At 66.6% G+C, this 25,291-nt stretch carries 21 protein-coding genes; 8 read left to right on the top strand and 13 right to left on the bottom strand.

Going from position 1 to position 25,291, the window contains the following annotated elements; all coding sequences use genetic code 11:
- Nucleotides 1–91 precede the first annotated feature (91 nt).
- The 3 genes from pnp to L8K25_RS17455 all read left to right on the top strand — a co-directional run bounded on the left by pnp (nucleotide 92) and on the right by L8K25_RS17455 (nucleotide 6,136).
- Nucleotides 92–2,488 carry a polyribonucleotide nucleotidyltransferase gene (pnp, locus tag L8K25_RS17465; RefSeq protein ID WP_242140267.1) on the top strand — a complete coding sequence of 799 codons (2,397 nt, stop codon included), beginning with the start codon at nucleotides 92–94 and terminating at the stop codon, nucleotides 2,486–2,488.
- Between the two features lie 169 nt (nucleotides 2,489–2,657).
- Nucleotides 2,658–4,796: an ATP-binding protein gene (locus L8K25_RS17460; RefSeq protein WP_242140266.1), complete on the top strand. Its 2,139-nt coding sequence runs from the start codon at nucleotides 2,658–2,660 to the stop codon at nucleotides 4,794–4,796.
- A 101-nt stretch (nucleotides 4,797–4,897) separates the two neighbouring features.
- Entirely contained in the window at nucleotides 4,898–6,136 is a 1,239-nt protein-coding gene (locus L8K25_RS17455) for a histidine-type phosphatase (RefSeq protein ID WP_242140265.1), read from the top strand.
- 4 nt (nucleotides 6,137–6,140) lie between these two features.
- Here the strand turns inward: L8K25_RS17455 and L8K25_RS17450 are convergent, their stop codons facing one another.
- The 4 genes from L8K25_RS17450 to L8K25_RS17435 all read right to left on the bottom strand — a co-directional run bounded on the left by L8K25_RS17450 (nucleotide 6,141) and on the right by L8K25_RS17435 (nucleotide 9,770).
- Nucleotides 6,141–6,812 (bottom strand): EAL domain-containing protein, encoded by a 672-nt coding sequence (locus L8K25_RS17450; protein WP_242140264.1) that lies wholly within the window; start codon nucleotides 6,810–6,812, stop codon nucleotides 6,141–6,143.
- Between the two features lie 95 nt (nucleotides 6,813–6,907).
- Nucleotides 6,908–8,092 (bottom strand): AMP-binding protein, encoded by a 1,185-nt coding sequence (locus L8K25_RS17445; RefSeq protein WP_242140263.1) that lies wholly within the window; start codon nucleotides 8,090–8,092, stop codon nucleotides 6,908–6,910.
- A complete protein-coding gene (locus L8K25_RS17440; protein WP_242140262.1) occupies nucleotides 8,089–9,390 on the bottom strand; it encodes a sensor domain-containing diguanylate cyclase in 1,302 nt (433 codons plus the stop codon). Before L8K25_RS17440 ends, L8K25_RS17445 begins: the two co-directional genes overlap by 4 nt.
- Before the next feature lie 8 nt (nucleotides 9,391–9,398).
- Nucleotides 9,399–9,770, bottom strand: a complete 372-nt coding sequence (locus L8K25_RS17435; RefSeq protein ID WP_242140261.1) for a PAS domain-containing protein — start codon at nucleotides 9,768–9,770, stop codon at nucleotides 9,399–9,401.
- Nucleotides 9,771–10,095: 325 nt separating this feature from the next.
- Between L8K25_RS17435 and crtI the strand changes: the two genes are divergently transcribed.
- Complete coding sequence (gene crtI / locus L8K25_RS17430; RefSeq protein ID WP_242140260.1) at nucleotides 10,096–11,715, top strand: phytoene desaturase family protein; 1,620 nt, start codon at nucleotides 10,096–10,098, stop codon at nucleotides 11,713–11,715.
- A 33-nt stretch (nucleotides 11,716–11,748) separates the two neighbouring features.
- On the opposite strand, the gene L8K25_RS17425 is transcribed toward crtI, so the two are convergent.
- Both L8K25_RS17425 and L8K25_RS17420 read right to left on the bottom strand, forming a co-directional pair.
- Entirely contained in the window at nucleotides 11,749–12,684 is a 936-nt protein-coding gene (locus tag L8K25_RS17425; protein ID WP_242140259.1) for an FAD-dependent oxidoreductase, read from the bottom strand.
- A gap of 94 nt (nucleotides 12,685–12,778) precedes the next feature.
- Nucleotides 12,779–13,273 (bottom strand): DUF427 domain-containing protein, encoded by a 495-nt coding sequence (locus L8K25_RS17420; RefSeq protein WP_242140258.1) that lies wholly within the window; start codon nucleotides 13,271–13,273, stop codon nucleotides 12,779–12,781.
- Nucleotides 13,274–13,491: 218 nt separating this feature from the next.
- On the opposite strand from L8K25_RS17420, the gene L8K25_RS17415 reads away from it, so the two are divergent.
- Complete coding sequence (locus L8K25_RS17415) at nucleotides 13,492–16,089, top strand: ATP-binding protein (RefSeq protein ID WP_242140257.1); 2,598 nt, start codon at nucleotides 13,492–13,494, stop codon at nucleotides 16,087–16,089.
- Nucleotides 16,086–16,472 (top strand): PAS domain-containing protein, encoded by a 387-nt coding sequence (locus L8K25_RS17410; RefSeq protein ID WP_242140256.1) that lies wholly within the window; start codon nucleotides 16,086–16,088, stop codon nucleotides 16,470–16,472. Before L8K25_RS17415 ends, L8K25_RS17410 begins: the two co-directional genes overlap by 4 nt.
- Here the strand turns inward: L8K25_RS17410 and L8K25_RS17405 are convergent.
- From L8K25_RS17405 to L8K25_RS17375, 7 genes are all read right to left on the bottom strand, one after another.
- On the bottom strand, nucleotides 16,445–17,344 hold the full coding sequence (locus L8K25_RS17405; RefSeq protein ID WP_242140255.1) for an amidohydrolase family protein: 900 nt from the start codon (nucleotides 17,342–17,344) through the stop codon (nucleotides 16,445–16,447). The two genes, L8K25_RS17410 and L8K25_RS17405, sit on opposite strands and share 28 nt — an antisense overlap.
- 341 nt (nucleotides 17,345–17,685) lie before the next feature.
- Nucleotides 17,686–18,483: a MetQ/NlpA family ABC transporter substrate-binding protein gene (locus L8K25_RS17400; RefSeq protein ID WP_242140254.1), complete on the bottom strand. Its 798-nt coding sequence runs from the start codon at nucleotides 18,481–18,483 to the stop codon at nucleotides 17,686–17,688.
- A gap of 16 nt (nucleotides 18,484–18,499) precedes the next feature.
- Nucleotides 18,500–19,165: a methionine ABC transporter permease gene (locus tag L8K25_RS17395; protein WP_242140253.1), complete on the bottom strand. Its 666-nt coding sequence runs from the start codon at nucleotides 19,163–19,165 to the stop codon at nucleotides 18,500–18,502.
- Nucleotides 19,162–19,896, bottom strand: coding sequence for an ATP-binding cassette domain-containing protein (locus L8K25_RS17390; RefSeq protein ID WP_347272083.1), 735 nt, complete (start codon nucleotides 19,894–19,896; stop codon nucleotides 19,162–19,164). The genes L8K25_RS17395 and L8K25_RS17390 overlap by 4 nt, the downstream gene beginning before the upstream one ends.
- A complete protein-coding gene (locus tag L8K25_RS17385) occupies nucleotides 19,893–20,909 on the bottom strand; it encodes an LLM class flavin-dependent oxidoreductase (protein ID WP_242140252.1) in 1,017 nt (338 codons plus the stop codon). The genes L8K25_RS17390 and L8K25_RS17385 overlap by 4 nt, the downstream gene beginning before the upstream one ends.
- Nucleotides 20,909–21,814: an alpha-L-glutamate ligase gene (locus tag L8K25_RS17380; RefSeq protein ID WP_242140251.1), complete on the bottom strand. Its 906-nt coding sequence runs from the start codon at nucleotides 21,812–21,814 to the stop codon at nucleotides 20,909–20,911. Before L8K25_RS17380 ends, L8K25_RS17385 begins: the two co-directional genes overlap by 1 nt.
- A gap of 117 nt (nucleotides 21,815–21,931) precedes the next feature.
- Nucleotides 21,932–23,305, bottom strand: a complete 1,374-nt coding sequence (locus L8K25_RS17375; protein WP_242140250.1) for an FAD/NAD(P)-binding protein — start codon at nucleotides 23,303–23,305, stop codon at nucleotides 21,932–21,934.
- Between the two features lie 283 nt (nucleotides 23,306–23,588).
- Between L8K25_RS17375 and L8K25_RS17370 the strand changes: the two genes are divergently transcribed.
- Entirely contained in the window at nucleotides 23,589–24,461 is an 873-nt protein-coding gene (locus L8K25_RS17370) for a fatty acid desaturase (RefSeq protein WP_242140249.1), read from the top strand.
- On the top strand, nucleotides 24,458–25,267 hold the full coding sequence (locus tag L8K25_RS17365) for a PhnD/SsuA/transferrin family substrate-binding protein (protein ID WP_242140248.1): 810 nt from the start codon (nucleotides 24,458–24,460) through the stop codon (nucleotides 25,265–25,267). The genes L8K25_RS17370 and L8K25_RS17365 overlap by 4 nt, the downstream gene beginning before the upstream one ends.
- Nucleotides 25,268–25,291: the final 24 nt, after the last annotated feature.

Below are 25,291 nucleotides of genomic sequence, written 5' to 3'. Positions count from 1 at the left end.
CGGGAGCGATCAAGCGCTCCAGACCGCGCGGACCGGTTAGTCCGCACAGTGGCCCCGTCGGCATCCGGCCGGCGGTGTTGAAGGAAAAAGCATGTTCGATACCAAGACCGTAACCACCCAGTGGGGTGGCAAGACGCTGACGCTGGAAACCGGCCGCGTCGCGCGCCAGGCAGACGGTGCCGTGATGGCAACGCTCGGCGAGACCGTGGTGCTCTGCGCCGTGACCGCCGCCAAGTCGGTGAAGGAAGGCCAGGACTTCTTCCCGCTGACCGTTCACTATCAGGAAAAATATTCGGCTGCCGGCCGTATCCCCGGTGGCTTCTTCAAGCGTGAGCGCGGTGCGACCGAAAAGGAAACGCTGACCAGCCGCCTGATCGACCGTCCGATCCGCCCGTTGTTCCCGGAAGGGTTCTACAACGAGATCAACGTGATCTGCCAGGTCCTGTCGTATGACGGCGAGAACGAGCCGGACATGCTGGCGATGGTCGCAGCATCGGCTGCGCTGACCATCTCGGGCGTGCCCTTCATGGGCCCGATCGGCGCGGCACGCGTCGGCTACATCGATGGCGAGTACATCCTCAACCCGACCGTCGAGCAGATCAAGGCGGGCGAGCTCGATCTCGTCGTCGCTGCGACCGGCGATGCCGTGATGATGGTCGAATCCGAAGCCAAGGAGCTTTCGGAAGAGGTCATGCTCGGTGCGGTCCAGTTCGCGCACAAGGCGTGCCGCGAAGTCTGCAACCTCGTCATCGATCTGGCCGAGCAGGCTGCCAAGGATCCGTGGGAAATGCCCGCACAGAGCGATCTGACCGCCGCCAAGGACAAGCTGCGCAAGCTCGTCGGTGCCGACATTGCCGCCGCCTATAAGGTGACCGACAAGTCCAAGCGTTCGACGATGCTGTACGAAGTCCGCGCCAAGGCACGCGAGGCGTTCGCCGATGCAGCCCCGCAGGACCAGATGGCAGCGGGCAAGCTCGTCAAGAAGCTCGAGGGCGAGATCGTCCGTGGCGCGATCCTCAAGGATGGCACGCGCATCGACGGCCGCACCACCACGCAGATCCGTCCGATCGAGGCGATGGTGCACTTCCTGCCGCGCGCGCATGGTTCGGCGCTGTTCACCCGCGGTGAGACGCAGGCGATCTGCACGACCACGCTCGGCACCAAGGACGCAGAGCAGATGATCGACGGGCTGACCGGCCTGTCGTACGAGAACTTCATGCTCCACTACAACTTCCCGCCCTATTCGGTCGGTGAAGTCGGCCGCTTCGGTGCGCCGGGCCGTCGTGAAGTCGGCCACGGCAAGCTTGCGTGGCGCGCGCTGCATCCGGTGCTGCCGTCGAAGGACGAGTTCCCGTACACGATCCGCGTCCTGTCGGACATCACCGAGAGCAACGGCTCCTCGTCGATGGCGACGGTCTGCGGCGGTTCGCTGTCGATGATGGACGCGGGTGTTCCGCTCAAGCGTCCGGTTTCGGGCATCGCGATGGGCCTGATCCTCGAGGGCAAGGACTTTGCGGTTCTCTCGGACATCCTCGGCGACGAGGATCACCTCGGCGACATGGACTTCAAGGTCGCAGGGACCGAGGCCGGCATCACCACGATGCAGATGGACATCAAGATCGCCGGCATCACCGACGAGATCATGCGGGTTGCCCTGGCGCAGGCCAAGGAAGGCCGCGCGCATATCCTCGGCGAGATGAACAAGGCGCTCGATTCGACGCGGACCGAGCTGTCGGCGCACGCGCCGCGGATCGAGACGCTGCAGATCGACAAGTCGAAGATCCGGGAAGTGATCGGCACCGGCGGCAAGGTGATCCGCGAGATCGTCGCGCAGACCGGCGCGAAGGTCGACATCGACGACGAGGGCCTGATCAAGATCAGCTCGTCCGACACCGCGCAGATCGAAGCCGCGATCAAGTGGATCAAGGGCATCGTCGAGGAAGCCGAAGTCGGCAAGATCTATGACGGCAAGGTCGTCAACCTCGTTGACTTCGGGGCGTTCGTGAACTTCATGGGTGGCAAGGACGGTCTCGTCCACGTGTCCGAAATCAAGAACGAGCGCGTCGAGAAGGTCTCGGACGCGCTGAGCGAAGGCCAGGAAGTCAAGGTCAAGGTCCTCGAGATCGATCCGCGCGGCAAGGTTCGCCTGTCGATGCGCGTCGTCGACCAGGAGACCGGTGCCGAGATCGAGGACACCCGTCCGGCACGCGAAGAGCGTCCGCGCGGTGAAGGCCGTGGCGATCGCGGCCCGCGTCGTGATGGCGACGGTGGTCGTCCGCTGCGCAGCGAAGGCGGTGGCGGTCGTGGTGACGGCGGTGGTCGCGGTGAAGGCCGTGGCCCGCGTCGTGACGGCGACGGCGGACGCGGTCCGCGCCGGGACGGCGGTTCCGGTGGCGCAGAGCGCGCCCCGCGCAGCGAAAAGCAGAGCGACGACGACGGCCCCGCGCCCGAGTTCGCGCCGGCTTTCCTGACCGGCGATCGCGATTGAGACCCGTACCAGGGCGTAGGCAAAAGGGGGCTCGGAGCGATCCGGGCCCCTTTTGCATGTGCCGGAAAAATGCGGCACGATCGCTGTCGTCGACGGCCATCCAACCGCCGCGCGGCACCGTTCACGTTTTTTACGAGCGATCGACGTCGTTGATCTGTATGAGCTTTCCATGATCTCTGAAGATGTTCGGAACCCGGCCGTGCTGGCGCCGGCCTTGCGGTTTCTCGCCGGTGGTGGCCGGGCGACGCAGCTGATCCTGGATCGCGACTGGTCCGATCATCCGTTGGGGGATCCCGCCGGCTGGCCCGACATTCTCAAATCGAACCTGAGCACGATTCTCAATTCGCCGGAATCGATGATCCTTGCATGGGGCGAAGAGCGGCTGAGCTTTTTCTTCAACCAGACGTACATCCCCTTGCTCGGCCCCCGCGTGTCGTGGGCGATGGGGTGCCCGTTCAAGGAGGTCTGGGCGGACGGATGGGACCAGGCCAAGCCGATCATCAACGATGCCTTCGCCGGACGAAGCCAGCGCTTCAGCGACCTTCCGTGGAAACTGGACACCGATCGCGGCGCGGCGGATACGTGGTTTTCCTTCTCCTATTCCCGCATCCTCGATGCGAAGGGCGACATCGCCGGCCTGTTCATCCTGACCAACGAGACGACGGATCGCGTGCTGAGCGACGCCGCCTTGTTGCGGGCGCAGGCCGACCTGATCCAGCTGAACGCCACGCTGGAGCAGCAGGTCGCCGCCCGCACGGCCGATCGCAACCGTCTTTGGCAATTGTCCTCCGACATCATGCTCGTCGCCGACTTCGATGGCACGATCAAGGCGGTCAACCCGGCATGGACCCAGACCCTGGGATGGGCGGATACCGAGTTGATCGGGCACCCCCTGTTCGCCTTCATCCATCCCGACGACCTTGCCAGCACGATCGCGGCCGCGCAGGGGATCGGCGAAGGTCGTGCCTTTGCTCGCTTCGGCAACCGGTATCGCCACAAGGACGGCAGCTACCGCGACATCGTCTGGAACGCCGGGCCGGGCGACGGCAAGATCATTGCGGTGGGGCGAGATTCGACCGAGGAGCAGGCACAGGCCCGCGCGCTCGAAGCAGCCGAGGGACAGCTCCGCCAGGCGCAGAAGATGGAAGCCGTCGGGCAATTGACCGGCGGCATCGCGCACGACTTCAACAACCTGCTGACCGGCGTGATGGGCAACCTCGAATTGCTGGAACTGCGCATCGCACGCGGTCAGACCGACGATGCCGAACGCTTCATCGCGGCCGCGCAGCAAGCCAGCCGGCGCGCCGCGTCCCTGACCCAGCGCCTGCTGGCCTTCTCCCGGCGCCAGACGCTCGACCCGCGCCCGACTGACGTCAACCGCCTCATCACCGGCGTGGAAGATCTGCTGCGCCGGACCGTGGGGCCAGCGACCGCGATCCGGATCGTCGGGACGCCGGACCTGTGGACCGCGATGATCGACCCCGCGCAGTTCGAGAACGCGCTGCTCAACCTGTGCATCAACGCGCGGGACGCCATGCCCGACGGCGGGGACCTGACGATCGAGACCGACAATCTCTGGCTGGACGCCGCCGGCGCGCGCGAGCGCGACTTGCCCCCCGGCCCCTACCTCACCGTATGCGTGACGGACACGGGCACGGGCATGTCGGCGGACACGATCGACCATGCGTTCGAACCCTTCTTCACGACCAAGCCGATCGGCCAGGGCACGGGACTTGGCCTGTCGATGATCTACGGGTTCGCGCGCCAGTCCGGGGGGCAGGTGCGGATCACCTCCGAGCTTGGGCAGGGATCGACGATCTGCCTCTATCTGCCGCAGCATGTCGGCGATGCCGTACCGCACGACGAGCCCCCCGTGAGCAGCGCGATTCCGGTCAAGGGTCGCGGCACGATCCTGCTGGTCGATGACGAAGCCAGCATTCGCCATCTTATCGACGAAATCCTCGACGAGCTCGGCTATACCGTGATCGGCGCGGCGGATGGCGCCGCTGGGATCAAGGTGCTCCAATCGGGTGCGAAGATCGATCTGCTGATTACCGACGTGGGTTTGCCCAACGGGATGAACGGTCGACAGGTGGCGGATCTGGCGCGACTGCTGCGACCCGATCTGAAGGTGCTGTTCGTGACGGGCTATGCCGAGCATGCGGCGCTCGGCGACAAGCACCTCGAAACCGGGATGGAGCTGCTGACCAAACCGTTCAGCCTGCACCAGCTGATCGACAAGGTTGCCAGCATGATGCCAGTTGTACCCGAAGACCCGATGCTTCGGACCCCGCCCCGCCTGCCCTGACGCCCTGACGCCCGGGGGGCTCTGCGGCATCGGTGCAGCGAAGTCGTCCGCCGCACCCGTGTCATATCTCGCGGGCAAAAGCGCTCCGAAGGGGATTTCGAATGACGATCATGCGCCGGTTTCGCACGCTTCTATGGGTTGCCATGGCCGCCAACTCGCTTCCGGCCGGTGCGTCCGCGGACGAGCGCTTGGTCGCGCCCGCCGGGTTGACGGTCGATCGCACCGTGGTGGTGATGCGCCACGGCGTGCGGCCGCCGACCAAGGCGCAGCCGATGCCGGAAGGCGTGGCACGCGATCCCTGGCCACGCTGGCCGGTCGCCCCCGGCTGGCTCACCCCCCATGGCGCCGCCGCGGTGGAAGCGATCGCGTCGGCCGATCGCGCAGCGTTCCTCGAGACACGACTGCTGCCGGCGCACGCCTGTCCGACGCACATCGCGCTTCTCGCCGACAGCGACCAGCGCACCATCGCCACGGCCCGGTCCTATGCCGATGGCCTAGCCCCCGGCTGCGCCCTGTCGATCGAGCATCTCGCACAGGATACCCCCGATCCCCTGTTCGACCAGATCGACGGCGGACATGCCCCGCTCGACCCGGCGCGCGCGCAGGCGGCCGTCGCGGCAGCCGTGGGCCCGGGCGGCATCGCGGCGATCGAGGCGCGGATGCGGCCGCTGCTCGCGCGGCTTGACCAGGTGCTTTGCGGGCGCGCAGCGAGCGCCACGCGTTGCGGGATTGCGCGGGAGCCCACGACGATCGCGCCCGCCACCGAACGCGGCCGCCCGAAGCTTCGCGGGGCACTCGATCGCGCGTCGACCGCGGCGCAGATCCTGCTCCTCGAATATGCGGACGGAAAACCCGCCGCGGACGTCGGCTGGGGTCGTGTCACCGCTGACGAGATCACCGCGTTCGGGGCGTTCCATGCGCTCGAATTCGCCATGCTGGCGCGGCCGCCCTATCTCGCCGCGCGCAACATGGCGGGCCTGTCGCCGCGCATCATCGGATGGCTGGCGGACGCATCGCCCGATGCACCAACGCTCGCGATGATCGCGGGGCATGATACCAACATCGCCAATCTGGCAGGCCTGCTGGGTTTGCACTGGCGCGTCCCCGGCATTGCGGTGGATGATCCGGTTCCCGGCGGCGCCATCCTGATCGAGCGGTTGAGCGACGCCGCGGGCAATCATTTCATCCGAGCAGCATATCGCGCGCAATCGCTGGACGAACTCCGCGCCGGCACGGCCCGGGCACTGTATCGCCAACGCCTGCCGATCGCCGGATGCACCGCGCGGGGCATTCCCGGCCTGTGCACGCTCGACGCGTTCGCGGCCAAGCTGAACGGCTAGCGGATCACGCCGCTGCCGACATCGGCCGTCCCAGCAAAAACCCCTGGCAAAGCCGGATCCCGAGGCCGCGGAGGGTCTCGAGCTCTCCCGCCGTCTCGATCCCCTCGGCGAGCGGCTCGATCCCGATAGCCTGCGCCATCGCGACGATCGCCGCGACAATCGCGCGCCTGGTGGCCGATTGATCGACATCGCGGATCAGCGCCATGTCGATCTTGAGCACATCGGGGCGCAGATCGGCCAACAGGCCCAGCCCGGCGTAGCCCGCCCCGAAATCGTCGATCGCGGTCGTGAAGCCCCGCTCGCGATAGGCGGAGACGATCCGGCGGAGATGCGGAACGTCGCGCATCTTCTCGTTTTCGGTGAATTCGAACATCAGCCTGCCGGGATCGAACCCCGCACGCCCCGCCGCCGCGAGAGTCGCGCGGATACAGGCATTGGGTTCGTAGACCGCGTTCGGCATGAAGTTGATCGACAGCTTCAGCGCGGGATCGGCCGGCAACAGCGCGGCGGCCAACTCGACCGCCTTGACCCGACACGCCTGGTCGAACCCGTAGACGAGATCGGGATCGACCTGGTCGAGCACGAAGCCGGCGCTTTCACCCGCCATGCCCCGGACCAAGGCTTCATACCCCCACACCCGGTCGGCCACGATGTCCACGATGGGTTGAAACGCCATGGTGAAGTCGAACGGCAAGGTAGTGCCCGCTCGGCACCCGCGACAACCGGCCGGAAACGCGGCTTCGCTGGAAAAGGCGTTCGGCTGCATAAACGTCATGACCAGTCACACACCTTGCCCATCGCGTTACGCGGAAGGGCAGACCCGAAGGTGTACGCCGTAGGACGCTGTTCGGAAAGCAAAAGTCTGGACGCATGCTGTCGCAGCCGGTCGTGCAGCATGTCGGCATCCTTTGTCCCGGACGGAACGACGTAGGCCTTCAGTCGATGATGCTCGCCGAGCCTTACGCTGATCTCGGAAACCCCGGGGCATCGTCGCAGAACCGCGGCGACCTGTTCGGGCCAGACGTTGACGCCGCCGACCTGTACCGCCCCATCGTTACGGCCACCGATGGCAAACCGACCGTCGGGCGTCATTGCCAGGCGATCCGGCAGCACGCGCCGCTTGCCCTGCTGGTCGACGATCGTCGCGCCGTCTGCACCCATCGGCGCGACGAATTGCCATCTCGGCAGCAAGGCATATGGGGCGTCCGGAGCCTGGCGAACCGCGATCCCGCCGGTTTCGGACGTGCCATAGACATCGTACAGCGCAGCGAGGCCGGCCGACCGCAGGTCGCCCGCCAGGCCGTCATCAAGCGGCGCGCCCGCGCTGACGCCACAGACGCGATCCGGCCAGCGCGTGATCGACCGCGCCACCGCGGCCCAATGATCCGGAACCCCGACGAGAAGGTCGCCGGTCTCGAGCCGCGGCAATGCCGCGACCGACGCCGACACCACAGGAACGTCCAGCATGGCCGGCAGCAAGGCTGTCCACAGCAGACCGTAGATGTGATGGGCCGGAACGAGCGCGATGACGCGGCGGACCGGGGGAAGCACCGAAGCGAAATGCGCGGCTTCGTCCCGGAGGTCCTGAAGCGCGTGCGGGCAGCGTTTCGGCCGGCCGGTCGATCCCGATGTCATGACGCTCAGCGTCGCGTCGCCGCGACGCTGAACCGCAGCGATCGCGTCCAGCCACTGCCCCACGGTCGCCGGTTGTTCGCGTTCGCCATCGGACGGAAGCGCATCGAGGTCGAACATCTCGTACAGCGCCGCAGCGGCATGTACGAGTTCGAGCGAATCCAGCGCGATCGATCCGACCGTGAGCGTCCGCGCATCGCTCCATGCGATCGGATCCACGGCGATCCCGGCCGCAGCACCGCCGCGCGTGCGAGCGATCTCGGCGGTAACGAGCGATGCGACGATCCGGCGCAGCGCCTCGCGCGGCAGGGGGGATCCTGTCATGCGGCGGCGGGCAGGGCCGCGCGCGTATAGACGCGGTTCCTGCCGGCATGCTTCGCCGCATAGAGCTGCGTATCCCCGAGCCCGATCAGCCCTTCGACGCTGGAGCAGGCATCGGAGGCGGTCACGCAGCCAAAGCTCGCGGTGATCCGCAGCGGCCCGGCGTCGGCCGTGACGACCATCGCTTCCACGCTCTGGCGCAGGCGGTCCGCGATCCGCGCCGCTTCGTCCAGCGGGGTGTTCGGCAAGAGAACCGCGAATTCCTCGCCTCCCAGTCGGGCGAACAGATCCGCGGGGCGCAGCATCGCGCTGCAAACCTGAGTCAGTTGCTTCAGAACCACGTCGCCGGTCGGATGCCCGTAGGTATCGTTGACCGCCTTGAAGTGATCGACGTCCAGCAGGATCAGCGACAGCGGCTGGCGATCCTGGCGCCACCGCCGTTGCTCGCGCTCGAACGCCTGCAGGAAATGCGTGCGATTGGCCGCGCCGGTCAGGTGATCGCACAGCAGCATCCGACGCAGATCCGACGTGTCCGACTCATCGCGCGCGACATCCCGCAACACGACGAAATAGCCTCCGCAGGCCCCCCGCTCGCCGGCCGGGCGTACCGCGAACAACCGCTGGCACCAATAGCGCTCGCCCGTCCTGCGTTGCTGCCAGCTTTCGTCGAGATACCAGCCGTCGCGTTCGGCAAGGCGCAATTGATCGGATAGGGACAGCGTTCCGGACGCCGTGTCGGTGTTGAGGATCGCGTCGAGCGCCTGCCCTGCGACATCCTCGATCCGGCGGCCGGTCTGCCGCGCGAAGGCCGCGTTGACCCCGTCGATGATCCCTTCGGGCGTCAGCGACAGGACGGCGTAGTCGTTGACGCCGCTGATCAGCGAGCCGAACCATGTCTCGGTCTGCTTGAGCCGTCGTTCCTGCGCGACCTGGACGGTGATTTCGGTGAAGGTCGCCATCGCTCGGTCCGCCCCCAGCTTGACCAGCGTACAGGCGAGCACCTTGGGATCCTTGCCCTTGCGCACCGCGCCGATGTCGACGGCGATACGATGGCCGTCACAGACTGTTCCGCGCTCCTTGCCATAGTCGTCGAACAGATTACGCAGCTCCGGCGCGCACCCCTCGAGCATCGCGAACAGGTTCGCGGGATCCCGCGTGCCCGCCATCGGCAGCAGATGCTTCATCGCATAGGGGTTGATCATCAGGATCTCCCCAGCGCTGTCGAACTGTACGAGGCCCACTGGACAGGCGTACAGAAACTCCAGCAACTGCTGATGATCGCGCTCGAGATCGTCTCGCATGCCGCGCCTTATCGCTCGATCAGGATGTAGTTCAGCGGTTCCGTCGGGGCCGCCAGCAAGCGCAGCCGAACGCGGGTCGGTCGCATCCGCAACGTCAGCACGTACGGCACGATCTCATCCAGTAGCGCTTCGTCCTCAAAGCGTTGAGCGACCATGAAATTGTTCATGCACTGCGCCACGGCGTCGAAGAACGACACGCCGATCACCGCGTCGCGATCCAGTCCCGCCATATGGGCTTCGGTGGCGTTGTACACGACCACGATCCCCGAGGCATCCAGCCCCACCACGCCAAACGGCAGCTGGTCGCGGTCCGGCGCGTCCATGCCTGCAAGACCAGCAAGGGGAATCTCTTCGAACGATGTTAACACGGACACCACCATCTTCTTGACGATGGTGGCTTACCCTCTGAAGGTTAACGACATCCACCATATGCGGGACGTTTGCGCGGGTTGCCGGCGCGATCGTGCTGTCGCGCGGGGACGCGCGGCGAAAACCGCCAAAACCCACCGCGCTTCGGTCCACACGGGGCACGCCGGGGTTGCGGATGCCACGGCCGTGCCACATGTACGGTGTGTGTCGACGCGACCTTTCCCGAGGCTCGTGTCGCTGGTCGTACCGCATCCCGTATGCGGTGCGTCCGGGAGAGGAAATGGATCGATCAGCATCATGCCGGTGCCTGCGATCCCGAGAAAAGACAGCGCCCCTATGACCCGTCGAACAGCGATCGTAATCGGCTCCGGTATCGGGGGTATCGCCTGTGCGATCCGCCTGCAGAGCCTTGGCTTCGACACCAGGATCGTCGAGCAGCTGGATGACGTGGGAGGCCGCGCCTATGTCCGGCGGGCGGAAGGCTTCACCTTCGACATGGGGCCGACGGTGCTGACCGTCCCGCATTTCATCGAGGAGCTTTTCTCGCTGGAGCGTGACGTGGCGATGCTGGCCGCCCCCGATTTCCCCGAGGACGTGCTCGGCGACAACCAGCGGATCCTGACGGGCACCAGCGGCGGGCCCAACACCAGCCGCTATCTCGAGATCGTCCCGGTGCTCCCGTTCTACCGTATCTATTTCGACGACGACACCTTCTTCGATTACGATGCCGATCCGGAGAACGTCCGCGCGCAGATCGCGCGGCTCGCGCCTGAGGATCTCGAGGGGTACGAGCGGTTCCACGAGGCGGCGCGCGCGATCTTCCAGCGCGGGTTCCTCGAACTCGGCTACACCTATTTCGGCAGCCTCGGCTCGATGGTCGGCGTCGTGCCCGATCTGCTCAAGCTAGGCGCGATCCAGCCGCTGTTCTCGCTCATCAGCAAATATTTCAAGAGCGACAAGATGCGGCAGGTGTTCAGCTTCGAGCCGCTGCTGATCGGCGGCAATCCGCTCAAGGTCCCCGCGATCTATGCGATGATCCACTTCGTCGAGAAGACCTGGGGCATCCACTACGCCATGGGTGGCACGGGCGCGCTGGTGAAGGCGCTCGTCGTCAAGCTCGAGGAGCTCGGCGGGACGGTCCAGCTCAACGCCAAGGTGGAGCGGATCGAAGTCGAAAAGCGCGGCGGCAAGCGGGTCGCGACCGGCGTGACGCTCGCCTCGGGCGAAACGCTGGCGGCGGATCTGGTCGTGTCCAACGGCGACTATGCCACCACCTATCTCAAGCTGATCGACAAGGCGCACCGGCGGATCAATCGCGATGCCGTGGTCAAGTTCCGCAAGCAGAGCATGTCGCTGATGGTGATCTACTTCGGCTATAAAAAGCGCGAGGGCGATCCTGATGTACGGCACCACAACATCATCCTCGGGCCGCGCTACGAGGAACTGTTGACCGACATCTTCGAGCGCAAGATCCTCGCCGAGGATTTCTCGCAATATCTGCACGTCCCCACGCTGACCGACCCGAGCCTCGCGCCCCCGGGCCATCATGCCGCCTATACGTTGATCCCCGTCCCCAACACGCTGGGTGATATCGACTGGGACGCGGTCGGCGAAGGGTTTGCCGAGAAGGTGCTCAATTTCCTCGACGATCGCGGCTACATCCCCGGCCTGCGCGAGCGGCTGGTGTATCGCAGCTTCGTCACGCCCGACTATTTCGAGCAGACGCTCGGGTCCTATGCGGGCAACGGCTTTGGCGTCGAGCCACGGCTGACGCAGACCGCGTTCTTCCGCCCGCACAATCGCAGCGAGGATATCGCCAACCTCTACCTCGTCGGACAGGGCACGCAGCCGGGCGGCGGCACGCCGTCGGTGATGATGTCCGCCAAGATGACCGCGCGCGAGATCGCGCGCGATTATCAGGTGGAACGTCGGATCGTTGAAGGCATGCCGGCCTAGCGGGCGCTCCAACGGACGGTGACGGCCGCCGCGTTACGCGTGTGCCGCACCGATCCGCTCGGCCAGCTTTCGTCCGGACAGCCAGGCACTCTCGACCCTGGGGGCAAGCAGCCAGTCACCGACCGCGCCGATCCGCGCAGCGTCGTTCCACAGCGCGCCTGCATCACCCGCGGCGACGCGCGCATAGCGCCAGCGATGACCGATGCGCAGGATCGGCTCGGGAAGCGGATCGATCGCCTCGGCGGCAAGCGCCGCCAGCAGGGCATCGACGACATCCGATTGCGCGTCCTCGAGATGGTCGCGCGACCATTGCGGGCTGCCCTGGATGACCCAGGCCTCGGGGCCGCCGCGACCCGGTTTCGCGCTGTTGCGCGCAGCCCAGCCGATGATGCCGGACTGCTTGACGATGTCGGCGGCGATCGCGACGCGCTGGTGGAACGCGACCATCGCGGTCCAGCATGGCGCGGAGGAACACGCGCGCGCGGCGGTCGCCATCGTCGCGTCGGGCGCTTCCAGCAGAACAGCGGCCTGCTCGGCCGGGATCGCGACCACGACCGCATCGAACGTCGCATCGGACAGCGGGTCCAGCGCCCAGCCCGCGCCCACGCGTCGGATCGTCTCGACCCGGCTGTTCCAATGCACGTCGAACCGCTGCGCCATCGCCTTGACCACGGCGTTCATCCCCGGAGTGCCGACCCAGGCGTCGTCCCCAGCGCTCGGCCAGTGCGCCACGACGTCTTCGCTACGCCAGCGCTCGACCATCGCCGCGAAGGCAGGATCGCGCGCCGTGAAATATTGAGCGCCGTGATCGAACGCGATTTCGCCCGCTGCGCTGGCCACCCGCCGGGTCGCCATCCGTCCCCCTGCGCCGCGTCCCTTGTCGAACACCTCGACCACATGCCCCTGCGCCTGCAACACCTCGGCACAGGACAGGCCGGCAATGCCGGCTCCAACCACAGCAATCTTCATGCGCACTCCACCAGAAATCGGCATTCGGGAGGCTCGCCATCGCCTCGCCTCCCGGCAGGATACGCCAAACGGGCCCGCGCGGCATCTGGCAAGCTCACCAACCGCGGCTGCCCGGCACGCCTTTGAACGGACCGGCCAGCGCGCTGGTGATCCAGCCGCCGTAAAAACCCCCTGGCTGCGGCACGACAGTTTCTCCGTTCACGCTGCAACGATCGAACGGGCCAGCATAGAAAGCGACATGATCGCGCAGCATCATGAAGCCCGCTGTCGGGCTGGCATAGCTCCAGCCGACCGCAGGCAACACGATGCCGTCGAGGAGAACGTCCCAATAGGTCGCGGCGCCCTTCCACTCGCAGAACGAACTCCCCTGCGCCCGCCGCAATACACCGGGCGCGATGGCATCGACCGGTATGTAATAGCTTGGCGGGTGGCTGGTCTCCAGCGTCCGGATGCTGGCCAGTGTATCCGCGATGATGCGACCGTGCTGCTCGATCTGGATCCTGGCAGGGCTCGGTTCGGCAATGGCGGGGCGCGGGTAGGCCCAGACACTCTCCTGGCCGGCACCCGCGGGATCGGGGCGGGGCCTCATGACGCCGCCTGAGGATCGTTCGTTTGCCATGGCCGGCTCCCGCTCCTGCCGCGCTGAAAGGACGCCACGTTTCCAGCGCCGCGACACATTTTCGCCGCCGGCGGTGTCGGCACTGGTCGTTCATTGGTTGTAGGGCGACGATCCGTGATGGTAAAAAGGCCCGATCTGGTCATTGTCGTATAGCAGGTTCAACGCGCCCGGATGGGGGGACGTTCCAGATGGATGGTAGGGAAAAGGATCGCTCCCCGTCGCCGGAACCGCCATCGGCCGACCGTCGCGACGGCCCGGGCGACACGGGATCGCACGGCCTCGCCGCGCTGCTGCAGATCGCGGAATATGCCGGCGACCTGATCGGGCTTTGCGATGCCACCGGCACGCTGTCCTATCTCAATCCCGCCGGCCGTCGCCTGATCGGGATCGACGATGCCGATATCTTCCCGCTGCGGCTGACCGACTATGTCGACCCCGGACAGCGATCGCTGGTCGAGGGCGAAATTCTCCCCACGGCCGAGCGCGATGGCGTCTGGGAGGGCGAGATGCGCCTGATCCATCGCAAAACCAACGCGGTGATCGAGACCCGGCGTTCCACCTTCGCGCTACGCTCGCCGCCGGGCGACGTCACCGGCTTCGTTTCGGTGATGCAGGACATCACCCAGATCAAGGGCGAACAGCATCAGCTGCGCCGACAGGTCGAAACGTTCGAGGCGCTGATCGCCCACAATCCGTTCGGCGTATATCTGGTCGATGCGGACTTCACACTGAGGGTTGTCAGCCGAGGCGCGCAGAAGGTGTTCGAAAACGTCCGTCCGCTGATCGGACGGCCCTTCGCGGATGTTCTGCGCGCGATCTGGCCAGAACCGTTCGCGAGCGAGGCGATCGGCCACTTTCGGCAGACATTGGAGACGGGGACCGCCTATGAGGCGCCGACGACGTTCGAGCGCCGTGCCGACGTACCCGTGCGCGAGGCTTACGATTGGCGCATCGAACGCGTGACGCTGCCCGACGAACGCCACGGCGTGGTCTGTTATTTCTACGACCTGACCGAACGCGAACACTGGACCCGTGCCTTGGCCGAGCGCGAGGCGCAGCTCCGCGACCTGACCACCGACCTCGAACGCCGCGTCCGCGTCCGCACCGCCGCCTTGAACCAGGCCAACGAACGCCTGTCCGCCGAAATCGAACGGCGCGAGGCGATGCAGGCGGCGCAACTGCAGAACCAGCGACTGGAAACCGTGGGCCAACTGACCTCGGGCATCGCGCATGACTTCAACAACATCTTGGGTGCCGTGATCGGCGGGTTCACGATCATCGAAAACCGCACCGACGACCCGCGGATCCGTCAGGTCGCCGGCATGGGTCAGCGCGCCGCCGAGCGGGGTGCCGCGCTGATCCGCCAACTCCTCGCGTTTGCGCGGTTGCAGAACGTCGTGCCGCAGCAGGTCGACCTGGCAGCCGCGATCGGCGAGATCTCCGACCTGATTGCTCACGGCATCCGCCGCACGGTCGCGCTCGACATCCAATGTGCCGAGGACGCGTGGCCCGCGCTCGCCGATCCGACGCAATTGCAGTCGGCGCTGCTCAACCTGGTCAACAATGCCAGCGACGCGATGAGCGGCGGCGGGCACCTGCGCATCGACATCGGCAATGCCCCCGCCACCGCCGCCGACCATCCGGCAGAACTGGCGGGGCAGGACGCGGTCCTGATCGTCGTGACCGACAATGGCCCGGGCATGGACAGCCAGACGCTGCAGCGGATTACCGAGCCGTTCTTCACGACCAAGGCGCGTGGCCAGGGGACCGGCCTGGGGCTGGCGATGGTGCAGCGTTTCGTCCAGCAATCGAACGGCGCGTTGCGGATCGAAAGCCAGGTCGGCCGGGGCACGACCTTTTCGCTCTACCTGCCACGCGCGATGAACGGCGACCCGGCGGACTTGCCACCGGAGGCAGCGTCGAGCGCGACCGATCTTTCAAGTCGCGCCTTCGAAACCGTGCTGATCGTCGACGACGATCGGGAGTTATCCGCGATTCTCCGCGAGGGCCTGTCCGACTATGGGTTCGATGTCCGCGTCGCGAACGATGGCACGACCGCGCTTGAAATAACGCGAACCCGCGCGATCGACGTCCTTGTCACCGACGTGGATCTGCCCGACGGGTCGGGAGCCGAGCTGGTTGCGGCGGTACGCGCCGCGGGCTTCGACATGCCCTGCCTTTTCATGACTGCCGTCAACGGCCTCGGCACGCTGGATGGCGAGACGGTCGTGCAGAAGCCGTTCAGCCCGGCCGTGCTGCATTATGCAATCCGTCGCATGCTGGCGATCCACAACCAGCGCACCTCCGACGCCGCCCGCATCGACCGGCTGGCCCTCCGCCTGAAGTCCGACTGCGCGCGAACCCTGATGGAGCATTGGCGCGCGATCCGCACCAGCCCGACCGTCCCGCCGTTCGATCGTTTCACGCTCACCGCCTGCAGCGAGCCGCACCGCATCGTCGTCGCCGCGGTCGACCTGGGCCGGGTCCCGATTGCGTTCGACTTCACGCTGGTCGGCACGACCCTGCGCGACACCGGCGCGGACGGCGCGAGCATAGCGGCTCTGCCGATCAGCGGGGACGACAGCCCGGCGGCGCGGACGGCGGCGTACCAGCGGTGCGCGTTGACCGGGAAACCGTCCTATGAATATGCGCGGATCGATCTCGGCGACGGGCAGGTCGAGACGTTCGAGCGGCTACTGCTGCCTTTTTCGACCAACGGGACGGTGGTAGACCGGATCGTTGGCGCGATCGTCATCGACCGCGAAACGGCTGGGGGGCGACCATGATCATCGATCGCGATCTACCAGAATTCGAAACGCGGCATCTGGCCAGCGCGATCGAGGCGCTGCCCGGCGACATCGTGGATCGACTTCCCTTCGGCGTCATCCGGATCGGCAACGATGGCCGGGTCGAATATTACAGCGCGACGGAACGGCGGCTGTCGGGGTCGGGGGACCGCGACCGGGTGGGACTCGACTTTTTCGCGCGCATCGCCCCCTGCATGGACAATCCGGAGTTCCGCGGTCGGGTGGAACGCGCACGGGCGGCTGGAACGCTCGACCTCGAATTCAGCCATGTCGGCGACTTTGAGGATCGCGACCGCGAGATGAGCATCCGGATCCAGTCGGCCAGTTCGGGTGGCTATTGGATGTTCCTCCGGCGCGACTGAAACCCGGCACATCGATGCGGCTGGAGGCCCGGGGCGGCATCGTCGTCCGTGGCAATTCCATAGAAACGCGTTGCGGCTCCGCTGAACAGGCTCGCGACGTCCGCCCCGGCTTGAACCGCAAGGTGCCGGGCATCCGCGTACCATTGGTGCCAATCGTCACCCGACATCAGCACGACCGGCCAGTCGCTGCCCCACATCAGCCGTTCGCCGAATGCGCTGACGAGATGATCGACATAGGGCGCGAGCGCCGCCGCGGGCTGTCCCCGCGCCTGTTCCGTTCGAAGTCCCGACAGCTTGCAATGGACGCCGAGCCGCGACAGCGTCGCGATCCGGGCGCGCCATGGGTCGAGCGTGCCGTTGGCGGCATCGGGCTTGGCCGCGTGGTCGATCACGATCGGAAGATCGGGCCAGCGCTCGACGAAACGCGCGAGCATCTCGAGATGGCGCGGCTGCACGAGCGCATCGAGCCGCAGGCCGGTCGCCTGCATCGCCTCCAGCGCGGGGACGATGGCGGGCTGTAACAGCCACTCCGTATCGGGGATCGACTGCAGCATCGGGCGCAGTCCGCGCAACTTCGGGGCGGCGGCCAGTGCCTTGATCCGGTCCGGCGCCCCCGGCGCGGTGAGATCGACCCAGCCGACCACCGCCCGAACCAGCGGTGTGCGATCCGCGAGCGCAATCAGCCAGTCCGTATCCTGGTCGGTGGGTTGCGACTGCACCAGGATGGTGCCCACCAGTGCGGGGCTTGTCGCTTCCGTCAGATCCTGCGGGAGGAAATCCCGATGGATCGCCACCTCGGCCGTTGTCGGCCAGCTGTGCCCGGGCGTCGTCAGGGACCAGAAGTGCTGATGCGCGTCGATCACCCGGGTCATGTTGCGGTGCCGCCCGCGCGCGCCATCGCCTCCGATGATCGGCAGACATCCGTTGGTGATAGGATCAAGGTGCCCACGCCTGCTCCATTGGAGTCCTGACTCTACTTGCTGCGCGATTGTTTTCACGCATGCACGGGCATTGTCAAAATTTCCTGGTGTTCCCCAACGCACCATCTGGTCGGGCCTGCAGGCGACGGGCGGCTACACCGTCATGCGGATCCGGGGGGAACAGGACCAGCTGGTCAGAACCTTCGTACCCCGCAACACCCCGCGGTTGCACGTCACCAACGCCAAATATCTGGGCGGGCAGCACGCTCCCGGGCCGGCCGCGGGTCGACCGCTCAAAAAGCGGGCAACACCGCGCCTTTGTAATGCGTGGTGATGAAGGCGCGGGTCGCCGGGCTTTGCAACGCCGCGATCAGCTTGATCACGCGAGGATCCTTGTCCCCGCCCGCGCGCCCGACCACGAAATTGACATAGGGTGATTTGGCGTCCTCGATCACCAGCGCGTCGCGCACGGGGTTGAGCTTCGCGTCGAGGGCGTAATTCGTGTTGATCAGCGCAAGGTCGACCTGGTCGAGCACGCGCGGCAGGGTCGCCGCCTCGAGTTCCTTGAACTGCAGCTTTCGCGGGTTGCTTGCCACGTCGTTGAGGGTCGCCAGCGGGTCTGCCGGGTTCTTCAATCGGATCAACCCGGCTTTCTGCAGCAGCAGGAGGGCCCGGCCGCCGTTGCTCGGCTCGTTCGGGATCGCGACCGTGGCACCGGCCGGCAGGGCCGCGATCGTCTTCCATTTACGGGAATAAGCGCCGAGCGGCTCGACGTGGATCCCGGCATAGGGCACCAGATGCGTCCCACGCGCGGTGTTGAACGAGTCGAGATACGGCTTGGTCTGGAAGTAGTTCACGTCGATCTGCTTCTGGTCGACCTGCAGGTTGGGCTGCACGTAATCGTTGAAGACGCGGATCTGCAGGTCGACCCCTTGCTTCGCCAGCGCGGGCTTCACCGATTCCAGGATCTCGGCATGCGGCACCGCGGTGGCGGCAATCGTGAGCGTGGCCCCGTCGGTCGGCACACCGCCCCGCGAACAGGCCGCGATCGCCAGGAACGGAAGGGCTGCAAGCAAGAGGCGACGATTCATGCGGGGTTTCCTGAATTCAGCGACGCGTGACGGACTGGGCGAGCCGGTCCCCGGCGAACTGGATCCCCTGGACGAGCAGCACGAGCAAGGCAACGGTCACGACCATCGCATCGGTCTGGAAGCGCTGATACCCGAAGCGGATCGCGAGGTCGCCGAGCCCCCCTGCCCCGACCACGCCGGCCATAGCGGTGAACGATACCAGCGCCACTGCGGTCACCGTCGCGCCCGAGATCAGGCCGGGAAGCGCCTCGGGAATCAGTGTCCCGGTGACGATCTGGAGCGGTGTGGCGCCCATCGCCTGGGTCGCCTCGATCGTGGTCCGGTCGACCTCGCGCAGCGCGCCTTCGACCAGCCGTGCGTAAAAGGGTGCAGCCCCCACGACGAGCGGCAGGATCGCGCCGACGACGCCGAGCGACGTTCCGACCAGCGCGACCGTCAACGGGATCATCACGATCAGCAGGATGATGAAGGGCACCGACCGCAGGATATTGATGACGATCCCGAGCATCCCATGCACGACCCGGTTGGCGCCGATCTGCCGCTTGCCCGTGAGGTAGAGCAACACGCCCAGCGGCAACCCGAGCAGGATGGTCAACGCGAGCGACGCGCCCAGCATCACCAGCGTGTCGATACAGGCCGTCCCGATGTCCGCCCAATTGACGTTGGAAAACCAGCCGCTCATGCGTGCAGCCCAGCGAGCATCTGCCGCGTCGCCGGATGACGTGCCGCGGCGAAGACGGCGTCCACCGTTCCTGTTTCGACCACCTTCCCGCGCTCCAGCACCGCGACCCGGTCGCAGACCGCGCGGACCACATCCATTTCATGCGTGATCAGCACGATCGTCAGTCCCAGATCCTGGTTCAGTTCGCGCAACAAGGCCAGCACGCTGCGAGTCGATTCCGGATCGAGGGCGCTGGTCGCCTCGTCGCACAGCAGGACGTCCGGTCCCGTGGCGAGCGCGCGGGCGATCCCGACACGTTGCTTCTGGCCGCCCGAGAGCTGGGCAGGATATTTCGCCGCATGCTCGGCCAGCCCCACGCGATCGAGCAACGCGGCCACCCGCACCGCACGTTCGGTCGCAGGAACGCCGGCCAGCTTCAGCGGGAAGGCGACATTGTCCGCCACGGTCCGCGACGACAGCAATCCGAAATTCTGGAAGATCATGCCGATCCGGCGCCGCAACGTCCGCAGCCCGGCGGCGGGTAGCGTACCGATATCGATCCCCTCGATCTCGACGTGCCCAGAACTCGGCCGTTCCAGCGCATTGATCAGCCGGATCAGCGTCGACTTGCCTGCGCCGGACGGTCCGATCACGCCGAACACCTCGCCTCGCGTGACCGACAGCGTCACGCCGTCGAGCGCAGCCGTGCCGTTTCCCTCGAACCGTTTGTGGATGTCGACGAGCGCGATCACCGCGGGGTGATCACCTGCGCGGCGAAGCGTTCCATCTCTTCCGCCTGCGGGCTCATCTGCAGCAGCAGCAGGTCGAGCCCGACCCCCTCGTAATCCGCGATACGCTGCCGGATCTGTTCGGGCGTCCCGACGAGATTGGGGCGCAGGCCGCGGTTGGAGACCGAATATTCCTGGATCTTGAGATCGCGTTCCAATTGCGTGCCCGACAGCCATTGGTCGAAATTGGCGTATCCCGCGGGCAGATCGGTGACGGTGGTGATCCGTTCGAGTTCCCGCTGCGCCTCGGCCTCGCTGTCGCGCACGATGGCATAGGCCGCCATGCCATAATGCATCGGGGCGCCGCCGGCAGCCGCGCGGCGCGCGGCCATATCCGCGATCTTCGGGGCGATTGCCGCCACCGGGTCCCCGTGCATGACATAGGCGTCGCATTGCGCCGCGATCATGGCCTTGGCCTTCTCGCTTTCACCGCCTGCGTATACCGTCGGGCGCTTGGCGGGCTTTGGTGCGCAGATCGCATCCTCGGTCCGATAATAGCGTCCCGCGAAGCTGAACCGCTCCTCGCTCCACAGCCCGTCGACGACGGTCAGCCATTCGGCGGTGCGGGCGTAGCGATCGTCGTGTTCGTCGAACTGCAGGCCGTATTGCCTGGCCTCGTCGGCCCACCAGGACGAGACCACATTGAGCGCCAATCGGCCGCCCGCGATCCGATCGATATTGGCGGCCGCCTTGGCGAACAGCGCCGGGTGGTGAAAGTTCGGGCGGACGGCAACCATCAGCTCGATCGACTCGGTCACCGCGGCCAACGCCGCCGCGGTGGACCAGGCGTCGAGCGCGGGCTGTTCCACGCCCTTGATGTCGTTGAGGTTGAGTTCGGCGATCAGGGTCAGATCATAGCCGATCCGTTCCGCGCGCTGGGTCAGGCGCCGGGTATAGTCCCAGCTTGCCTCCATGCCTTCGTCCGCGACGTTGCGCAGCCAGCCGCCGAACACCGGTGTCCAATAGCCAAATCGCATCAGCGCGCTTCCTTGATCACGGTCTCGAGATAATCGACCAGCCGTTCGTGCGGATCCCAGCCGAGCACGTCGAGCGGCTTTGCCACGAAATTGGACAGCGCGTTGATATCGTAAAAGCGCGGCACGCCGTCCCGATCGTCGATCATCACCTCGACACCCCCGACGTCGAGCCCGGCCGCCTGGGCGATCGCGTCGGCCGCCTGACGCAAATGCGGTCCGGGATCGGCCGCCACCATCGGGATCGGGGCGCCGGGCACCTGGCATGCATCGGCCGGACACAGATCGAACGTTCCGCCGCCGGCAATGTCGAGCGCATAGAGGAAGGCGCGGTCGAGCGTCTCGATCCGCGTGACCGTGCCGTTCCGCGCGGGCACATAATCCTGCACCAGCAGCACGCCGTCGACACTCGTCGGCAATGTCCGGTCGGCGACCGCAGCCCGCAGTTCGTCGATCGAGTCGTAGCGAACGATTCCCGCGCCAGATCCGCCGATGTTCGCCTTGACCACGAGCGGGAAGGCGAGCGTCGCGGCGGCCGCCGGCACGTCCGCCGAGCGGTGGACGACGCGAGTCTCCGGAATGGCGAGTCCGAGGCCGCCGATCAGCGACAATTGCCGCGCCTTGGAGGAATCGATCGCCAGCACGTCGGGACCGTTGACGATTCGCGCACCCCCGCGCTGCCAGTGATCGAGCAGCGCGATACTGTGAAAGATCGGATGCTCGTCGCTGCGCAGGAAGCTCGACATCGCGATCCGGTTGAACACGACGCGCGCCGGTGGCGTACCGTCGGCGGGGTCGAAATGTCCGTCGGGGCGCACGGCGACGTAATCGATCCCGCGCCGATCGAGTGCGTCGAACAGCGGCGCAAACCAGACCGGGTGTTCGTAGAGCAAAGCAAGATCTGTCACGGGGTCTCCTGTACCGGGGCGCACGGTAGTGATGCCAATGCCGTCTGCACGTTCTGGCGTCGGCAAACACCTGCTTGCGGCAAACCAAGCAATTCTATGACGAGCTGGCTCGTCACGTCATAATCCTTCCGCGACCCAATGCGCATTGGACAGTCGTCGGGCCAGCGTCCAGGCCTGCGTCCGGATATCGGGAACCGCGACGATTTCCCAGAACGCGCCGCGGGTCATCGGGCCCAAGGCGAACAGGCGGTCGTTCGGTCGGCCATCGCGTCCGATCACGCGCATCTGCTCGTCCACGTCGATCCCGAGCTGGGCCGCATCCGGACGGATCGCGCCGCGCGTGGTCAGTTGGCGAAGTACGGGCTGGCCCGTTCGGCGCAAGTCGCCCTGTGGCCCGGTGCAGTTGATGATCCGCTGCACGTTCAGCGGCTGCGACGCGGCGCTTCCCCGCGGCCGCCACGTGACGTCCACGCCGGTCGCTCCCACCGCGACGCGCTCGATCTTGCCGGCGACGAGCGAAAGGCAACCGGTCGATCGAAGCGCGGCGATCCGGTCGGCCACGGGGGGCGCCAGGCGGTGCCGATGGATGTCCCACCAGGGTCGTGCATGGCGAATGAACCGCGCGCGTTCCGCGGCCGACGCGGCGTGCCACATGTGCTGCGTGAACGGCCGTAATTCATCGACCGCGCTGCGCCAGCCGATCACCGTGCTGCGCGTGCGCAACGTCCGCACCAGCTGAGACAGGCGCGTCCCTGGACGATCCTTGATCGCGACCCACGGCGCCCCGGGCGCGGTATGCGCGTGTGGCAACAACCCGCGCCTGGACAGGGCGACGATCCGGCCTGCAAACCCCTTGGCGTCGAGCAGCAGGGCGACATCCACCATCGTCAGCCCGGTACCGAGCACCAGCACGGTATCGTCGCGGCCCAATCCTTCGGTAGCCGACGCCGCCCAGCAATCCCCGGCGTAGCGAGACGGCGCGATCGCATCGAGGTCGAGCCCGGCCGGTGCGTGCGGGGGCAGGTTGCCGACCGCAAGAATGGCGGCATCGGCGGCAAGGCGAGTTCCGTCCGCGAGCACGACCTGCACGCCGGCCGAGTCGACGACGTCGACAACCTCCCCGCGCACGATCCGCAGACGATCCGGGTTTTGCGTGGCCACGCCGGCGAGCACGGCCTTCAGATAATCGCCATACACAAGCCGCGGCACGAAGGTCTGCGCGACCGCGGCATATCCCTGTTCCTCGAGCCACCGGACGAAATGTCCCGGATCATCGGGAAAGGCACTCATGTTCGACGCGCGGACGTTGAGCAGATGGGCCGGGTCGGCAGCGCCGTAAGCGAGCCCCGTCCCGGCATCGGCCTGACGATCGATCAACGTCGCGCGCGGGCCGTCGTGGCGAACCAGGTTGATCGCGGCGAGCGAGCCCGAGAACCCGCCCCCGACGATTGCGACATGCTCGATCACGTCACGGTCCCAGGGTCGGAACATTCGGCCAGCTGCGTTTTTTGTCGTCCGTCCATCGCCGTCCCCATGTCTTGCCGCACCCTGCCCGGACGTCCCAACCGTGTCGCCAGTTCCGCCGGTCCCTCCCAAGGTCCGGCAAATAGCGCAGCTTATCCGGTGGATAGATTTAGCCGGGTTCAATTCCCATTGAATAGATAGACTATGACGCATCCGTCGGAGATTGCCAATGTCGCCACAGCACTCCCCCCACGCCGCATTCCCGCCCAGGATTGCAACACGCCGGCTTCCGGCAATTCGGCGGCAGCGTATGGCAATCGAATGGCCGACCCTGCTGGTTGCGGTGACGCTCTATGCCGGGTGGCTGGCCGCGACATGGTGGCATGCGGTAATCCCGGATGCGGCTCTTGCTGCCATCGGCGCGTGGCTGATCGCCTGGCATGGATCCCTGCAACACGAGACGATCCACGGGCATCCGACCCGCGTCGCCGCGATCAACGGCGCGATCGGGTTTCCACCACTCGCCTTGTGGCTGCCTTATGGTCTCTATCGCACGAGCCACGTCGCGCATCATCGCAGCGTTTCGATCACCGACCCGGACCACGATCCCGAATCGCGGTACGTCACGCGGCATTCGGGGCTCGCGGCCATGGCCGCGCGGATGCAGGCGCCGTTGCTGGGACGGTTGGTGTGCGGCCCGCCGATCGCCATTGCGCGCCTGATCCTCGAGGAAGCGCAGCGGGCGCGCAAGACCCCCGTGGCTGTCGCGCGCGACTGGTTGCCGCACGCCGCCGGGGTGGCGATCCTCGTCGCATGGCTGTCGTGGACCGGATTCGGCATGGGACGATATTGCCTGCTGTTCGTCTATCCCGGCATGGCATTGACCCTGCTGCGATCCTTCGTCGAACATCGCGCCGATCTGCGGGCACCGGGCCGGGCGGCCACGGTCGAACGCGGGGGCGTGCTTGGGTTGCTGTATCTCAACAACAATCTGCACGCCGCGCATCACGATCGACCGGAGCTCGCCTGGTATCGGTTGCCCGCCTATCACCGCTGGCATCGCGCCCGGCTCGCACCCGACGACGGCGCAACGTATCGCGGGTATGGCGCGGTCTTCCGGCGGTTCGCCGTCCGGCAGCACGATGCCCTGCTCTACCCCGGCGACAGGAGTCCCCATCCGTGAGCACACCTGTCGCATCGCTCGGCATGTACGACCATCCCGCCCAGCATGCGGCCAACGACCGGCTCTGGAGCGCGCTCGCCCATCGCCTCGTCGCACGCGGGATCGCCGCGCCTCGACAGCTCGACCGAGCACGCTCCGTCGAGGCGATCTGGCGCGACCCGCGCCTGTTGCTCGCGCAGGCCTGCGGCTATCCTCTGGTGACCGATCCCAGGCTGGCGCTCCGCGTCGTCGGAATCCCCGTCTACGACGTACCGGATTGCGGCATCGGCACCCATTTGAGCTACCTGATCGGCCGGCGCGAGGACGCGCCGGCGGGACTTGCGGCGTATCGTGCCCGACGCGCGGCGATCAACGCGCGGACGTCCAACAGCGGGCATAACCTGTTCCGTGCGGCGATCGCGCCGCTCGCCCGTGACGGACGGTTCTTCGCCGGCGTCGTGGAAACCGGTTCGCATCGCGCGAGCGTCGCCGCAGTGCGTGACCGCATCGCCGACATCGCGGCGATCGATGCCGTAAGCTATGCCGCCTTGTGCCGGTTCGAGCCGGCGGCGGTCGACGGTCTCCGGATCGTGGCGCGAACCGCCGCATCGCCCGCGCTCCCGTTCGTGACCGCGCGCTCCACGCCGATCGAGACGGTCGCCGCGCTGCGCATCGCCCTTGCCGACATGATCGGCGATCCCGCGCTTGCGCGCGCGCGGGACGCGCTGTTTCTAAAGGACGTGCTTCCCGCCGGGGTCGAGCGGTTCGCCGCGGTTCGCACGCTGGAGGACGACGCGATCGCGGCGGGTTATCCCGTGCTACAGTGAATGCGCGAGCGCCCGACGGGACGG

Source organism: Sphingomonas sp. TREG-RG-20F-R18-01, assembly GCF_022662475.1.
Taxonomy (GTDB): domain Bacteria; phylum Pseudomonadota; class Alphaproteobacteria; order Sphingomonadales; family Sphingomonadaceae; genus Sphingomonas.
This window is presented reverse-complemented; position numbering and strand designations above follow the sequence as displayed.

Coding starts and splice junctions, on each gene's coding strand:
- L8K25_RS17385 (WP_242140252.1), bottom strand. CDS start 20,909: ATGCGATTTGGCTATTGGACACCGGTGTTCGGCGGCTGGCTGCGCAAC.
- L8K25_RS17435 (WP_242140261.1), bottom strand. CDS start 9,770: ATGGTGGTGTCCGTGTTAACATCGTTCGAAGAGATTCCCCTTGCTGGT.
- crtI (WP_242140260.1), top strand. CDS start 10,096: ATGACCCGTCGAACAGCGATCGTAATCGGCTCCGGTATCGGGGGTATC.
- L8K25_RS17445 (WP_242140263.1), bottom strand. CDS start 8,092: ATGACAGGATCCCCCCTGCCGCGCGAGGCGCTGCGCCGGATCGTCGCA.
- L8K25_RS17410 (WP_242140256.1), top strand. CDS start 16,086: ATGATCATCGATCGCGATCTACCAGAATTCGAAACGCGGCATCTGGCC.
- L8K25_RS17395 (WP_242140253.1), bottom strand. CDS start 19,165: ATGAGCGGCTGGTTTTCCAACGTCAATTGGGCGGACATCGGGACGGCC.
- L8K25_RS17400 (WP_242140254.1), bottom strand. CDS start 18,483: ATGAATCGTCGCCTCTTGCTTGCAGCCCTTCCGTTCCTGGCGATCGCG.
- L8K25_RS17420 (WP_242140258.1), bottom strand. CDS start 13,273: ATGAGGCCCCGCCCCGATCCCGCGGGTGCCGGCCAGGAGAGTGTCTGG.
- pnp (WP_242140267.1), top strand. CDS start 92: ATGTTCGATACCAAGACCGTAACCACCCAGTGGGGTGGCAAGACGCTG.
- L8K25_RS17455 (WP_242140265.1), top strand. CDS start 4,898: ATGACGATCATGCGCCGGTTTCGCACGCTTCTATGGGTTGCCATGGCC.
- L8K25_RS17375 (WP_242140250.1), bottom strand. CDS start 23,305: ATGTTCCGACCCTGGGACCGTGACGTGATCGAGCATGTCGCAATCGTC.
- L8K25_RS17440 (WP_242140262.1), bottom strand. CDS start 9,390: ATGCGAGACGATCTCGAGCGCGATCATCAGCAGTTGCTGGAGTTTCTG.
- L8K25_RS17460 (WP_242140266.1), top strand. CDS start 2,658: ATGATCTCTGAAGATGTTCGGAACCCGGCCGTGCTGGCGCCGGCCTTG.
- L8K25_RS17425 (WP_242140259.1), bottom strand. CDS start 12,684: ATGAAGATTGCTGTGGTTGGAGCCGGCATTGCCGGCCTGTCCTGTGCC.
- L8K25_RS17415 (WP_242140257.1), top strand. CDS start 13,492: ATGGATGGTAGGGAAAAGGATCGCTCCCCGTCGCCGGAACCGCCATCG.
- L8K25_RS17405 (WP_242140255.1), bottom strand. CDS start 17,344: ATGACCCGGGTGATCGACGCGCATCAGCACTTCTGGTCCCTGACGACG.
- L8K25_RS17450 (WP_242140264.1), bottom strand. CDS start 6,812: ATGGCGTTTCAACCCATCGTGGACATCGTGGCCGACCGGGTGTGGGGG.
- L8K25_RS17370 (WP_242140249.1), top strand. CDS start 23,589: ATGGCAATCGAATGGCCGACCCTGCTGGTTGCGGTGACGCTCTATGCC.